Genomic DNA, 13185 nt, shown 5'->3' with positions numbered 1-13185 from the left:
TCATGCAGCGATCCCGTGTGCTCCGTCGTGCCCTCCCGCCGGTCCTCGCCGTAGGGCTCGCCCTCGGGGCGGCCGGCACCGCCGCCGCGCACGTCGAGGTGGAGTCGACCACCGCGCAGGCGCTGGCGGTGGACGCCCAGGTGAGCTTCTCCGCCGAGGGGGAGTCCTCGTCCGCGGGGATCACCGACGTCAAGGTCGCGCTGCCCGCGGGCATCGCGCCCTCCGACGTCACCCTGGTCAAGGCGCCCACCGGCTGGACGCTCGCGGTCACCGCGGACGGCTACGCGGTGGCCGGCCCGGCCCTCGCGCCCGGGGCGAGCGCCGACTACAGCGTCAAGGTCCGCCAGCTGCCGAACGCGCAGAGCGTCGCGTTCAAGACCCTGGTCGACTACTCGGACGGGCACACCGACCGGTGGATCGAACTCCCGCAGGGCGACACCAAGCCCGAGCACCCGGCCCCGGTGCTGGCCCTCCGCCCCGCGGCGGCCGGCGCCACCCCGCTGGCCCCGGCGTCCGCCTCGCCCGCGGCCTCCGCCTCGCCGTCGGCGTCCGCGTCCGGGTCGGCCTCCGCCTCGGCCGCGCCGTCCGTCACCGCCCCGTCCAACCCGCCGTCACCGTCCCCCGCCGCCAAGGCGGATGACGGCAACGGCGGCAACACCACCGCGATCGTGCTCGGCGCCCTGGCCGGCGTCGCCGTCCTCGCCGCGCTGATCGTGCTGGCCGTACGCCGCTCCCGCCGCCCCGCGCGGTAGCCGCCGCAGGCGGACGGCGGCCGGGGACGGCCGCCGTCGGCGGGCCGTGCCAGGATGCGGGCCCGTGAGCGTGATTGGCAGCTACTTCCGGCTCAAGGCCGCCGACCTCGACCGCGCCCTCCGGGAACCCGGTTGGGCCCGGGAGTTCATGCGCGAGCAGGCCGTCGACGAGCCGCGCCGTTCGCCGTCCGAGCGACGCTTCCACGACACCGAGAAGTCCTGGGCCGCCCTCGCCCACCTGCTCGCCCTGCGCGGTCTCCCGTCCGAGATCGTGCACGGCGACCGCCCGCTGCCCGGGGACGAGGACTGGGGCTACGGCCCGCCCCGGACTCTGACTTCCGATCAGGTCGCCGCCGCAGCCGGGCAGTTGGCCGACGTCCGGTTCGCCGACCTGGCCGCCGACGTCACCCCCGCCGACCTGGCCGCCGCCGAGGTCTACCCGACCGGCCTGTGGTCCGACCCGTACGCCCTCGACTACGTCGGCGCCCACTACGGCGAACTGCTGGCGTACCTCACCCGCACCGCGCGGTACCGGCACGGGCTGCTGGTCTGGTACTCGTAGCCCCAAGGCCCCGCGCCGTGGAGGCGGACCAGGTTGACGGTGCGTCAGGCGGCGCAGAACTCGTTGCCCTCGGGGTCGCGCATCACCCACCAGTGGCCGACCGGGCCCTGGTCGTGTTCCTGGACGCGGGTGGCGCCGAGGGATTCGAGGCGGGCGACCAGGGCGTCGAGGCCCTCCTCGCCGGAGTGCACGTCGATGTGGAGGCGGTTCTTGCCCGTCTTGGACTCGGGGACGTCCTGGAAGAGGATCCGGCGGCCCTTGCCGATGTCGCTCGCCGGGTCGAACGGGTCGTCGGGGTGGCGGACGGCGGAGTAGCCGCGGAACAGCTTGCGGCCGCCGTGCTCGGTGACCGACTCGGCGGGCAGGCGGCCGGCGGCGAGCAGGGAGTCGATCAGGGCGGTGGGGTCCTCGACCCGGTAGCCGAGGGCGGCGGCCCAGAACTCGGCGATGGCCGGGGCGTTCGCGCTGTCGATGACCAGCTTCCAAGCGAGTGTCATGGCAACCGATCCAATCGGACCGCGGATCGGCTGACAATCATCCCGGCGGCCGGTGTGTCGCAGCCCGCCTTGCCTCCAGCCACGACGAAGGGGACGGGCCCCGGCCGCTGCCGGTACCCGTCCCCTTCGCCGAGGCGTTCGCGTCGCGCTAGTGCACCGCGCCCGCGTCCGGGGCGAGGACGCCCGCGGTGACCAGGCCGATGATGGTCAGGCCGAGCAGGACGCGGTAGATCACGAACGGCATGAAGCTGTTGTGCGAGATGTACTTCAGGAACCAGGCGATCGCGGCGTAGCCGACCACGAAGGCGATCAGGGTGGCCAGGATGGTCGGGCCCCAGGCGGGGGCCGGGCCCTCGCCGATCTTGAGGAGCTCCAGGCCGCCGGAGGCCAGGACGGCCGGGATGGCGAGCAGGAAGGAGTACCGGGCGGCGGCCTCGCGGCTGTAGCCGAGGAACAGGCCGGCGCTGATGGTGCCGCCCGAGCGGGAGACGCCGGGGATCAGTGCCAGCGACTGCGCGGCGCCGTAGATCAGGGCGTGCGGGAAGGTCAGCGAGCTGATCTGGCGGGCGTTGCGGACCGCGCGCGAGCGGTCGGCGACGGCGAGGATCAGACCGAAGACGATCAGCGTGGTGCCGATCAGGCGCAGGTCGCGCAGGGTGGTCTCGATGGTGTCCTGGAACAGCTTGCCGAGGATGCCGATCGGCAGGGTGCCGACGATCACGTACCAGCCGAGCTTGGCGTTCGGGTCGCCCCGCCACTCCTTGCGGAACAGCGACAGCGTCCACGCCTTGATGATCGCGCCGATGTCGCGGCGGAAGTAGATCAGCACCGCGGACTCGGTCCCCAGCTGGGTCACCGCCGTGAACGCCGCGCCCGGGTCGTCCCAGCCCATCAGGGCGGAGAACACCCGCAGGTGCGCGCTGGAGGAGACCGGCAGGAACTCGGTGAGGCCCTGCACCAGGCCGAGGACGGCCCCGTGGATCCAGTTGATCACCGGGCACCCGCCGCGGATATGGCTCGCTGGCTGCGCATCGCGTCTTTCCTGTTCGTTCGTGGGGTGGCCCGGGGTCCTCGGGGGCGCCGACCGGTCTGCCAGATGATAAAGGGTCAAGGTGTCCCCGCGTTCGCGGCAGGTCACCCGGAGGCTCGCAGCAGGTGCGAAGGTCTTCGCGCCGTACGGGAGTTCACCCTTCGGGCGGCCCTTGAGCGGCGGCCGGGGGAGGAGCAGAATGCGGGCGGACCAGGGGGGAAGCATGATCGGAACGATTCGTCGTGCCGCGGGGGCGGGCCTGGCGGCACTGCTGCTCGCGGCCTCGGCGGCCTGTACCTCGGACGGGACCGCGCACCAGGTGGTGCTCACCGTCGACAACGCCACCGCGGACAACACCACCGCGCTCGCCGACCAACGGGTGCACCTGCGGGTGACCGGGCTGAAAGCCGACCAGCCGGTGACCCTCACCGCCGAGGCGGACGACTACGGGGGCAACCGCTGGAGGTCGACCGCCGACTTCCGTGCGGACGGTGCCGGCGACGTCGACCTCGACCGCGCGGTGCCCACCGGGGGGACGTACCACCAGGCGGACGGGATGGGCCTGTTCTGGTCGATGAAGGTCGACGGGGCCGCCGGCCTGTTCCAGCCCGGCCACGTCGGCTCGACTGACACCAGCCGGATCCGGATCACCGTGCGGGTGGCCGACCGGGCGGTCGCCGACCGGACGGTGATCCGGTCCTGGGTGGGCGACGGCGTCACCGTCCGGCAGTTGACCATGGCGGCCGACAAGATGATCGGCCGGCTCTACCTGCCGCCCGCCGGGTCCGCGCCGAAGGCCCCGGTGCTCCTGCTGGGCGGCTCCGAGGGCGGGATCGGCCTCGGGCCCACGGCCGAGCTGCTCGCCGCGCACGGCCACCCGGCGCTCGCGCTCGCCTACTTCGGCCTGTCCGGCCTGCCCCCGACGCTGCAGGACGTCCCGGTCGAGTACGCGGCCGCTGCGGCCGGCCTGCTCGCCGCCCTGCCGGGCACCGACCCGTCCAAGCTCGCCGTGATCGGCTACTCGCGAGGCAGCGAACTCGCCCTGCTGACCGCCCAGAACCGGCCGGACCTGGTACACCGCGTGGTGGTGTACGCGCCGTCCGCGCAGGTCAACCCCGGGCTGGGGGGCGGGGTCGCGTGGACCCTGGGCGGTGCGCCGGTGCCCGCCGGACCCATCCCGACCGACCGGATCGGCGGCCCGCTGCTGGCTCTCGCCGGGGCGGACGACCAACTGTGGCCCTCCGAGCGATGGGCCAGGCAGCTCGGCGCGCCCAGCCCCGCCGCACCCCTCCGGCAGGTCGTCGTCTACCCGGCCGCCGGCCACTCGGTGGGCACCTACCCATACCTGCCCTCGCCCACCACGGTGACCACCATCCAGCGCCAGGTCCTTGCCCTCGGCGGTACCGACGCGGGCAACGAGGCCGCCCAGGTGGACGGCTGGGCCAAGGTCCTGGCGCTGCTGGACTCCTGACGGGCCGACGGCAGGCGGCCGGGGCGGGTGCTTCGGATGGTGCCGGGCGGTCGGCGCCGGGGCACGCTCCTCGAACGCGTCTCGTCAGTTGCCCCGGCCCCGGCCCCGGCCGCCATGGCGCTGGCGAGGCGCCCGCCGGTCCGAAGCGGTCCGACGAGACACGCCCTTGCTAGGCCCGCTCGGCGCGGGTCAGGCGGTACACCACGTCGCCGTGCTCGGTGCCGGGGATCGGGTCCGGCCAGTCGGCGAAGAAGGTGTCGACGTGGCGCAGCCCGGCGCGTTCCAGCACCCGGCGGGAGGAGGTGTTCACCGCCATGGTGGTGGCGACCACCTGCTCGGCGGCCAGCTCGTCGAAGGCGGCGGCGACCAGCGCGCGGGCGCCCTCGGTGGCGTAGCCGTGGCCCCAGGCGGCGGGCAGCAGCCGGTAGCCGAGTTCCAGCCCACCGTTCGGGCCGGTGTCCAGGCCGAGCGAGTGCGCCGGGCGCAGGGCCAGCCAGCCGAGGAACCGCCCGTCGTGCTCGGCCGCCCAACAACCCAGCCCGGCCGGCAGCTCCCCGTACTCGCGCAGGACGGCGGGCAGGACCTGCGCGGCGACCTGGTCCGCGGGCATGGGACGGCCGTCCTCCAGGTACCGCATCACCGCCGGATCGCCGCACAGCGCGGTGACGGCGGGCAGGTCGGCGGGGGTGAAGCGGCGCAGAACCAGGCGCTCGGTGCACAGCCGGAGGCCGGGGGAGAAGTCGTCCATGGATCGAGCAGAACACCCCGCGCACGCGTCCGGCAAACGGTTTCCGCATGCGCGTGGCAAGCGGTTTCCGCAGCCATCGGGCAAGCGGTTTTCCGTACCTGTGCGGCAAGCGGTTTCCGCACGCACCCGGCAGACGGTCTCCGCACCCGTCCGGGCGGCTCCGGGGCCGGCTGCGGCCGCCCGTACGGCGGTTGACACTCCGCCAGCGGTTGCCGATCATCCGTCGCCGCCATCGACTGGCAGCAGCCGCCGCGATACACCCTCACCACCGGAGCGCCGCCGTGCAGCCAGTCGCCCTCTCCCCGCAGGCCCGTCAGGACGCGCTCGACGCGCTCGGCTCCGGGCGGGAGCTGGACGTGCTGGTGGTCGGCGGCGGCGTGGTCGGCGCGGGTTGCGCGCTGGACGCGGTGACCCGCGGCCTGACGGTGGGTCTGGTGGAGAGCCGGGACTGGGCGAGCGGCACCTCCAGCCGCTCCAGCAAGCTGATCCACGGCGGCCTGCGCTACCTGGAGATGCTGGACTTCCGGCTGGTCCGGGAGGCCCTGCAGGAACGCGGCCTGCTGATCCAACGGCTCGCTCCGCACCTGGTCCGCCCCGTCCCGTTCCTCTACCCGCTGACCCGCCGCTTCGTCGAGCGCCCGTACGTGGGCGCGGGCGTGCTGCTGTACGACACCATGGGCCTCACCTCCGGCACCTCCCGCGGCCTGCCGCTCCACCGCCACCTGACCCGCCGTCAGGCTCTGCACGAGGTTCCGGCGCTGCGCCGGGACGCGCTGGTCGGCGCGGTGAAGTACTACGACGCGCAGGTGGACGACGCCCGGCACACCCTCACCGTGGTGCGCACCGCTGCCGCGTACGGGGCGCAGGTCGCCAACCGGGCCAAGGTCGCCGGGTTCCTGCGGCAGGGCGAGCGGGTCACCGGGGCGCTGGTGGTGGACCTGGAGAGCGGCCGCGAGTACCGGGTGCACGCCAAGCAGGTGATCAACGCCACCGGGGTGTGGACCGACGACACCCAGGCGCTGGCCGGCACCCGCGGCCAGTTCCACGTCCGGGCGTCCAAGGGCGTGCACATCCTGGTGCCGCGGGACCGGGTGAACGCCCGCTCCGGGCTGATCCTGCGCACCGAGAAGTCGGTGCTGTTCGTCATCCCGTGGGGCCGGCACTGGCTGATCGGCACCACCGACACCGCCTGGGACCTGGACAAGAACCACCCGGCGGTCAGCTCCCGCGACATCGACTACCTGCTCGACCACGTCAACGCGGTGCTCGCCACCCCCCTCTCCCGGGACGACGTCGAGGGCGTCTACGCCGGCCTGCGCCCGCTGCTCGCCGGGGACGCCGCCGACACCAGCAAGCTCTCCCGGGAGCACCTCGTCGGCCACCCCGTCCCCGGCCTGGTGGTGATCGCCGGCGGCAAGTACACCACCTACCGGGTGATGGCCAAGGACGCGGTCGACGAGGCGGTCCGGGTCCGCGACGGCCACCGCCCCGGACCGTCCGTCACCCACGACATCCCGCTGCTCGGCGCCGAGGGCTACCGGGCGCTGTGGAACCGCCGCGAGTCGCTGGCCGCCGAGTCCGGACTGCACGTCGCCCGGATCGAGCACTTCCTGCAGCGCTACGGCTCGCTGATCGGCGAGGTGCTCGACCTGGTCGCCGCCGACCCCGCGCTCGCCGAACCGCTGCCCGGCTCCGACGACTACCTGCTCGCCGAAGCCGTCTACGCCGTCACCCACGAGGGCGCCCGCCACCTCGACGACGTGCTCACCCGGCGCACCCGCGCCTCCATCGAGTCCTGGGACCGCGGCCTCGCCGCCGCCGACCCCGTCGCCCGCCTGATGGCCACCCCGCTCGGCTGGGACGACGAGCAGATCGCCCACGAGATCGAGCACTACCGCAAGCGCGTCGAAGCCGAACTCGAGGCCCAACGCCAGCCCGACGACGCCACCGCCGACGCCGCAAGGCTCGGCGCCCCGGACATCGTCCCCCTGCACTGACCCCCACCGGTGCCGGGAACACATCCGGGTCGGGAACACATCCGGGTCGGGAACACATCCGTCGAGCATTCTGTTGGTCTGTGCGGTACATCCTGATGTACCGTTCCGGTCGTCCGCTCGACCCTCGGGAAGCTCTCATGATCGCTCTGCTGCTGGCGCTAGGCAGCTCGCTCGCGTACGGCTGCGCCGACTTCCTCGGCGGTCTAGGCTCCCGTCGGGCCCACGTGCTGCGTACGGTGCTGGTCGCCGCGCCGGCCAGCCTCGCGGTGGAGCTCGCCGTCTGGCCGTTGCTCGGCGCCTCGTTCGGTGCGGGGGCGGTCGGCTGGGGTGCGGCTTCCGGGCTGGCCTCGGCGGGGGCGTTCGCGCTGCTGTACCGGACGCTGGCGATCGGGCCGATGAACGTGCTCTCCCCGGTGACCGCCCTGGTCTCCGCCGTGCTGCCGGTCACCGTCGGGCTGCTGCAGGGCGAACACCTGGGCGCCGCCGGTCTGTTGGGCCTGCCGCTGGCGCTGCTCGCGGTGGTGCTGGTGAGCGCGGGCGGCGCCGGCGACGGCCGGGCCCGGGTCACCCGTACCGCGCTGCTGCTGGCATTCGGTGCGGGCGCCGCCATCGCCGTGCAACTGGTCTGCCTGCACCAGGCCCCGACGGGCAGCGGCATCGCCCCGCTGATCGTCGGACGGACCGTCACCTCCGCGGTCACCGTCGTCGCCGCCGTGCTGCTGCGCCGTCGCCTCGGACCCGAGCGCCCCGCGTACGCGTTGTCCGTCGCGGCCGGGGTGCTGGACTCCGCCGCCAGCGTGCTCTTCCTGCTCGCCGCACACAGCGGCGACCTCACCGTGGTCGCCGTGATCACCGCGCTCTACCCGGCCGGCACCGTGCTGCTGGCCCGCGCCGTCCTGGCCGAACGGATCCACCGCGGCCAACTCGCCGGCCTCGGCGCCGCCGCCGTCGCGGTCAGCCTGCTCGCCCTGGCCTGACCCCACCCGTCCGGCCTCCCGCACCCGTCCGGCCTCCTCCACCTGCCGACCCGACCCCGCCCCCGCCGCGCCCTGCCGACCCCGCCCGGCCGAGCCCGCACTGAACGGAGCCCCGCCCGCCATGCCCCTCCTCCGCCTCGACGCCGCCGTCGCCGACGCCTTCCCGAACACCCTGATCGCCCTGGTCGTCGCCGAAGGCATCCGTGGCACCGAACCCTGGCCGCGGACCGCCGCCGCGCTCGACCTGTTGGAGCGTCAGCTCGCCGAGGGCTCGTGGCGGCCCGCCGACGAGAGCGACCCGCGGATCGACGCGTGGCACGCCGCCTACCGAGGCTTCGGCACCAACCCCCGCCGGATCCGCCCGAGTGTGGACGCGCTCGGCCGCCGCCTCGCCAAGCAGGGCGCGCTGCCCCGGATCAACCCCGCCGTGGACTCGTACAACGCGGTCTCCGTCCGCCACGGGCTGCCCGCCGGCGCTTTCGACCTCGACGCCGTCGAGGGGGACGTGGTGATCCGGTACGCCGACGGGAGCGAGGAGTTCACCCCGCTCGGGGAGCCGGACGCCGTCGAGCGGCCCAAGCCCGGCGAGGTCGTCTACGCCGACGCGGACGGCGTCCTGACCCGGCACTGGAACCATCGCGACGCCCACCGCACCCGGGTCACCGAGCACTCCACCCGGGTGGTCTTCGTGCTGGAGACCCTGCACGCCACCCGCGACGGCCACCACCTCGACGCGGCGGCCGAGGAACTCCGCGCCCTGCTCGCCCCGCACTGCGCGCGGGTGACGGTGCGCCACCTCGGGGCGGGGGAGCGGGAGGCCGTGCTCTGACTACAGGTCAGCCACGGTCCACGCGTTCCGCCTGCCACCCGCGAAGCCGCTCCTCGACGGCCTCGGCGACGCACTCGCGGACCGCGGCGTTACCGAGACGGCGGCGCGTGCAGCCCTCGAACTCGGGGCGGTCCAGCTTCACCGACACCACCGCGGTGAGGCCCGCCCGCTCGGCAACGGCCGAGTCCGAGACGGTGGCCAGCCCGGTGGCCAACCCGTCCCGGAAGCCCTCCAGGTGTGAACCCTCGTCCGTGGGGCGGCCGTTGACGAAGGTTCGGATCCGCTCCTCCGGTGCCCCGGACCAGCCGAACGCGACCTCCAGGCGGCCCGCCATCCGGGAGTCCTCCCGCTCGACGGCGACGATCTCTGCGGAGCGGCCACCCAGCTGGGCGACGAAGTCCCGTACCCCGCCCGGGAAGTGCAGCCGCTCGTTGCGCGCCTCGGCCGAGCGGCGGTCGGTCAGGGTGAGGTCCAGGCCGGGGTAGAGGAAGGCCAGTTCGCGCAGGCGCTCCACCAGCCTCGGGTACGAGACCTCCACCGTTTCGAAGACGGCGGCGTCCGGCCAGCAGGTGAGGCTCGTGCCGGAGCCGTCCGCGGCCCCCTCGTCGGTGTGCGGGCCGACCGGGACGCCGCGCACGTACTCCCGCCGCCGGCAGCGGCCGTCCCGCCGCTCCACTGCGATCAGGCGGCTGGAGAGCGCGTTCACGACGGCCAGGCCCACTCCGTGGAGAGCGGCGAGCCTGGTGCGGTGCTCGGCCCTCGAGCCGCCCTGCAGCACGGTCAACTCGACTTCCAGGTCCGTCCCTTCATCGGCGTCCCCGTCGTGGTCGACCTGGAAGCCGCCGTCCGGCAGCAGCGTCACCTCGACCGCCCGGGCCCGCCCGTCGAGCACCGCGTCGACCGCCCGCTCGACCACCTCGACCACCAGGTTGTGCAGGCCCCGTTCGGTGGTCGATCCGATGTACATCCCCGGGCGCTTCCGCACCGCGTCCAGGCCCTCCAGCACCACGATCCGACTGGCGTCGTACTCGCTCACGCGTGTCCCCTCCACAGGAGTCCGGCTGAGCTCCCCGCCCTAGGCGAAATCGAGGAAAACGCCAGGTCAGAGGTGGTGTAGCGAAGCCCTGGGCGCGCTCTGGCGGGCCACTTCGGAGGGGGTCCGCCGCCGCGGTCCCGGGCCCGCCCCGGGCAGCCGCCACGCCCCCGTCGGGGCCGCGCAAGCGCCGTCTCCGGGGCTGCGCGGAGCAACTTTCTCCACGAATTTCCCGACGAACTCCGCCACGAATTCCCGGCGCTGGGCGACCGTCAGGTGAAGGCCTCGACACGGACGCCCGCCGAGGCGAGTGCCCCGCGTACGCGCCAGGCGAGTTGGGCGGCGCCGGGGGTGTCGCCGTGGACACAGAGCGAGCGGGCCTGGACGGTGATGCGCTCGCCGCCGATCGCGGTCACGGTGGCGTCGCGGGCGATGCCGACCGCGCGGGCGATCACCGCCTCGGGGTCGTGCAGGACGGCGTCCGGCTCGCGGCGGGGGACCAGGGTGCCGGTCCAGGTGTAGGCGCGGTCGGCGAACGCCTCGGTGACGACGGGCAGTCCGACGCCCTCGGCGACCGCGAGGAGCCGGGAGCCGGGCAGGCCGAGCAGCGGGAGCGGGCCGTCGCAGACCGCGCCGGCCCGCAGCACCCCGGAGACCACCGCCTCGGCCTGCTCGTTGTCGGTCACCACACGGTTGTAGAGCGCGCCGTGCGGCTTGACGTAGGAGACCCGGGACCCGGCGGCGCGGGCGAAGACCTGGAGCGCGCCGATCTGGTAGGCGATCTCGTCGGCGAGTTCCTCCGGCGGGACGTCCATGGCGCGGCGGCCGAACCCGGCGAGGTCGCGGTAGGAGACCTGGGCGCCGATCCGCACGCCGCGCTCGGCGGCCAGCGAGCACACCCGACGCATGGTGGACGGGTCGCCGGCGTGGAAGCCGCAGGCGACGTTGGCGCTGGTGACCACGGACAGCAGTGCCTCGTCGTCGGTCAGGCTCCAGCGTCCGAAGCCCTCGCCGAGGTCCGCATTGAGATCGATCACCGCTTCGGCCACGCCTGGTCCGCCTTCCGACTCGCCCGGCTTGCCTGGGCGCCGCTCCTGGGGGTGATCGTAGGGCCTGATCGTTTCGGCGGGTGCGGCGCGGGGCGGCCCGCTGCCAGGTTTTACCCGGCCGGTCGCGGCCGCTGCCACCCGCTCGGCGCAGTCGCCTGCGGGGGAGCGGCGGGGGGCGGGAATTGACGGCGGTTCAGTGCGTGACGGGTGGTCAGACCCGCGGCCAGGGGCGGCCCTGGAGGTGTTCGATGTCGCGGTTGAAGCGCTCCAGCACCTCGGCGAAGGAGGCGAGTTCGGCGGGCGTCCAGTCCGCGACCACCCTGGCCAGGCCCTCGATGGACCACTCCCGGTCCTGGTGCAGCCGGCGCAGGCCCTCCTCGGTGATCTGCAGCTTGCGGGCCAGCCCGCCGTCCGGGTCGGGGATCCGGTCGACCAGTCCGGCGCGCAGCATCGCGGCGGTCTGCCGGTTGACGGTGGAGGTGTCCAGGCCGAACGCCTCGGCGAGTTGGCCGATGGTCAGCGGGCCCTCGGTCTCGATCCGGCTGAGCAGGGTGTAGGCGCTGCGCTCCAGGCTGTCCGGGGCGGCGGTACGGGCGGTGGCGAGCACCTGGTGGCGGTTGAGCAGCATCATCTCCCGCTCGATCAGGGCCAGTTCCTTGTCGGGGCGCATACTCCTCCGTCCGGTGCGTGGATTTTCGGCAGCATATCCCGCGAGGGGTCGATATGTATGGTACACATTATGTGCATCATGCATATCTAGAGAATGGGAAGACCCCATGAGTCAGGCACGCACCGGCCCCGTCGTCGGAGTGCTCGCCGGGGCGGGAATCGTGGTCTCGCTGATGCAGACCCTGGTGGTCCCGCTGATCCCCGACCTGCCGAACCTGCTGCACACCGACGCCGCCAACGCCTCCTGGGCGATCACTGCGACGCTCCTGGCCGGCGCGGTCGCCACCCCGGTGCTCGGCCGGCTCGGCGACATGTACGGCAAGCGCCGGGTGCTGCTGATCAGCCTCGCCCTGCTCGTCGTGGGCTCGCTGGTCTGCGGCTTCAGCAACTCGCTCGCCCCGATGGTGATCGGCCGCGCGCTGCAGGGCGTCGGCGCCGGCGTCATCCCGCTCGGCATCAGCATCATGCGCGACGAACTGCCGCCACAGAAGCTCGGCTCCTCGATGGCGCTAATGAGCTCCTCGCTCGGCATCGGCGGCGCCTTCGGCCTGCCGCTGTCCGCCGTGATCGCCCAACACGCCAGCTGGCACGCGCTGTTCTGGATCTCCGCCGCACTCGGCCTGGTGGTCGCCGCCGCCGTGGTGCTGCTGGTCCCGGAGTCCCCGGTCCGCTCCGGCGGCCGCTTCGACCTGGTCGGCACCGTCGCGCTCACCATCGGCCTGGTCGCGCTGCTGCTCGCCGTCTCCAAGGGCGGCGACTGGGGCTGGGCGTCCGGCTCCACCCTCGGCATGTTCGCCGCGGCCGCCGTGGTGCTGCCGGTCTGGGGCTGGTGGGAGCTGCGCACCGAGCAGCCGTTGGTCGACCTGCGCACCACCGCCCGCCGCCAGGTGCTGATGACCAACCTGGCCTCCGTGGTGATCGGCTTCGCGATGTACGCGATGAGCCTGGTCTCCCCGCAGCTGCTGCAAATGCCGACCGCCACCGGCTACGGCCTCGGCCAGTCGATGGTCGCCGCCGGCCTCTGGATGGCCCCCGCCGGCCTGGTGATGATGCTGCTGTCGCCGTTCTCCGCCAAGCTCTCCGCGGCCCGTGGCCCCAAGGTCTCGCTGCTGGTCGGCGCCGTGGTGATCACCGCCGGCTACCTCTCGGCGCTCGCCCTGATGGGCCACGCCTGGGGCGTGCTGGTCTTCTCCTGCGTGATCAGCGGCGGCATCGCCTTCGCCTACGCCGCCATGCCCGCCCTGATCATGGGCGCGGTGCCGGCCTCCGAGACCGCCGCCGCCAACGGCCTGAACGCGCTGATGCGTTCCATCGGCACCTCCAGCTCCTCCGCGGTCATCGGCGTCGTGCTGGCCCACATGACCACCAGGTTCGGCACCCACACGCTGCCGTCGGAAACCGGTTTCCGCACCGCCTTCCTGATCGGCGCCGGCGCGGCCGTGGCCGCCGCCCTGGTCACTCTCGCCATCCCCGGCATCCGCCGCGCCGTCGTCCCCGGCCAGGCCGCCCCCGCGGACGGCACCCCGGACGCGGTCGCCGCCGCCAAGTAGCCGCCGGTGCGCTGACGAGTC

General features: G+C 73.9%; 13 protein-coding genes. 7 read left to right on the top strand and 6 right to left on the bottom strand.

Annotated features, from left to right (window positions below):
- Positions 1 to 2: 2 nt before the first annotated feature.
- Complete coding sequence (locus ACWD4U_RS21560; protein ID WP_363459243.1) at positions 3 to 752, top strand: DUF1775 domain-containing protein; 750 nt, start codon at positions 3 to 5, stop codon at positions 750 to 752.
- 64 nt (positions 753 to 816) lie between these two features.
- Complete coding sequence (locus tag ACWD4U_RS21555; protein ID WP_363459241.1) at positions 817 to 1314, top strand: YfbM family protein; 498 nt, start codon at positions 817 to 819, stop codon at positions 1312 to 1314.
- Between the two features lie 44 nt (positions 1315 to 1358).
- Here ACWD4U_RS21555 and ACWD4U_RS21550 read toward each other — a convergent pair whose 3' ends face one another.
- Together ACWD4U_RS21550 and ACWD4U_RS21545 are read right to left on the bottom strand one after the other, a co-directional pair.
- Positions 1359 to 1811: a VOC family protein gene (locus ACWD4U_RS21550; protein WP_363459239.1), complete on the bottom strand. Its 453-nt coding sequence runs from the start codon at positions 1809 to 1811 to the stop codon at positions 1359 to 1361.
- A gap of 148 nt (positions 1812 to 1959) precedes the next feature.
- Positions 1960 to 2802 carry an undecaprenyl-diphosphate phosphatase gene (locus ACWD4U_RS21545; protein WP_363459284.1) on the bottom strand — a complete coding sequence of 281 codons (843 nt, stop codon included), beginning with the start codon at positions 2800 to 2802 and terminating at the stop codon, positions 1960 to 1962.
- A gap of 262 nt (positions 2803 to 3064) precedes the next feature.
- On the opposite strand from ACWD4U_RS21545, the gene ACWD4U_RS21540 reads away from it, so the two are divergent.
- The gene (locus ACWD4U_RS21540) at positions 3065 to 4312 is read left to right on the top strand and encodes an acyl-CoA thioesterase/bile acid-CoA:amino acid N-acyltransferase family protein (protein ID WP_363459237.1); all 1248 of its coding nucleotides are present in this window, start codon (positions 3065 to 3067) and stop codon (positions 4310 to 4312) included.
- 169 nt (positions 4313 to 4481) lie between these two features.
- Here the strand turns inward: ACWD4U_RS21540 and ACWD4U_RS21535 are convergent, their stop codons facing one another.
- A complete protein-coding gene (locus tag ACWD4U_RS21535) occupies positions 4482 to 5060 on the bottom strand; it encodes a GNAT family N-acetyltransferase (protein WP_363459235.1) in 579 nt (192 codons plus the stop codon).
- A gap of 281 nt (positions 5061 to 5341) precedes the next feature.
- On the opposite strand from ACWD4U_RS21535, the gene ACWD4U_RS21530 reads away from it, so the two are divergent.
- The 3 genes from ACWD4U_RS21530 (at position 5342) to ACWD4U_RS21520 (ending at position 8863) form a co-directional block, all read left to right on the top strand.
- On the top strand, positions 5342 to 7057 hold the full coding sequence (locus ACWD4U_RS21530; protein WP_363459233.1) for a glycerol-3-phosphate dehydrogenase/oxidase: 1716 nt from the start codon (positions 5342 to 5344) through the stop codon (positions 7055 to 7057).
- 137 nt (positions 7058 to 7194) lie between these two features.
- Positions 7195 to 8034 carry an EamA family transporter gene (locus tag ACWD4U_RS21525; RefSeq protein ID WP_363459231.1) on the top strand — a complete coding sequence of 280 codons (840 nt, stop codon included), beginning with the start codon at positions 7195 to 7197 and terminating at the stop codon, positions 8032 to 8034.
- Between the two features lie 121 nt (positions 8035 to 8155).
- Complete coding sequence (locus tag ACWD4U_RS21520; protein WP_363459229.1) at positions 8156 to 8863, top strand: B3/B4 domain-containing protein; 708 nt, start codon at positions 8156 to 8158, stop codon at positions 8861 to 8863.
- Between the two features lie 7 nt (positions 8864 to 8870).
- Here the strand turns inward: ACWD4U_RS21520 and ACWD4U_RS21515 are convergent, their stop codons facing one another.
- The 3 genes from ACWD4U_RS21515 to ACWD4U_RS21505 form a co-directional block, all read right to left on the bottom strand.
- The gene (locus ACWD4U_RS21515) at positions 8871 to 9899 is read right to left on the bottom strand and encodes a DNA gyrase subunit B (RefSeq protein ID WP_363459227.1); all 1029 of its coding nucleotides are present in this window, start codon (positions 9897 to 9899) and stop codon (positions 8871 to 8873) included.
- 269 nt (positions 9900 to 10168) lie between these two features.
- A complete protein-coding gene (locus ACWD4U_RS21510; RefSeq protein ID WP_363459225.1) occupies positions 10169 to 10945 on the bottom strand; it encodes a LamB/YcsF family protein in 777 nt (258 codons plus the stop codon).
- Between the two features lie 211 nt (positions 10946 to 11156).
- The gene (locus ACWD4U_RS21505) at positions 11157 to 11615 is read right to left on the bottom strand and encodes a MarR family winged helix-turn-helix transcriptional regulator (RefSeq protein WP_363459223.1); all 459 of its coding nucleotides are present in this window, start codon (positions 11613 to 11615) and stop codon (positions 11157 to 11159) included.
- A gap of 106 nt (positions 11616 to 11721) precedes the next feature.
- Here ACWD4U_RS21505 and ACWD4U_RS21500 point away from each other — a divergent pair, with 106 nt between their 5' ends.
- Entirely contained in the window at positions 11722 to 13164 is a 1443-nt protein-coding gene (locus ACWD4U_RS21500) for an MFS transporter (protein WP_363459222.1), read from the top strand.
- The last annotated feature ends 21 nt before the right edge of the window (positions 13165 to 13185 follow it).

The organism is Kitasatospora sp. NPDC002522 (assembly GCF_053595195.1).
The sequence above is the reverse complement of the archived record's forward strand: the minus strand, read 5'-3'. Positions and strand labels throughout refer to the sequence as shown.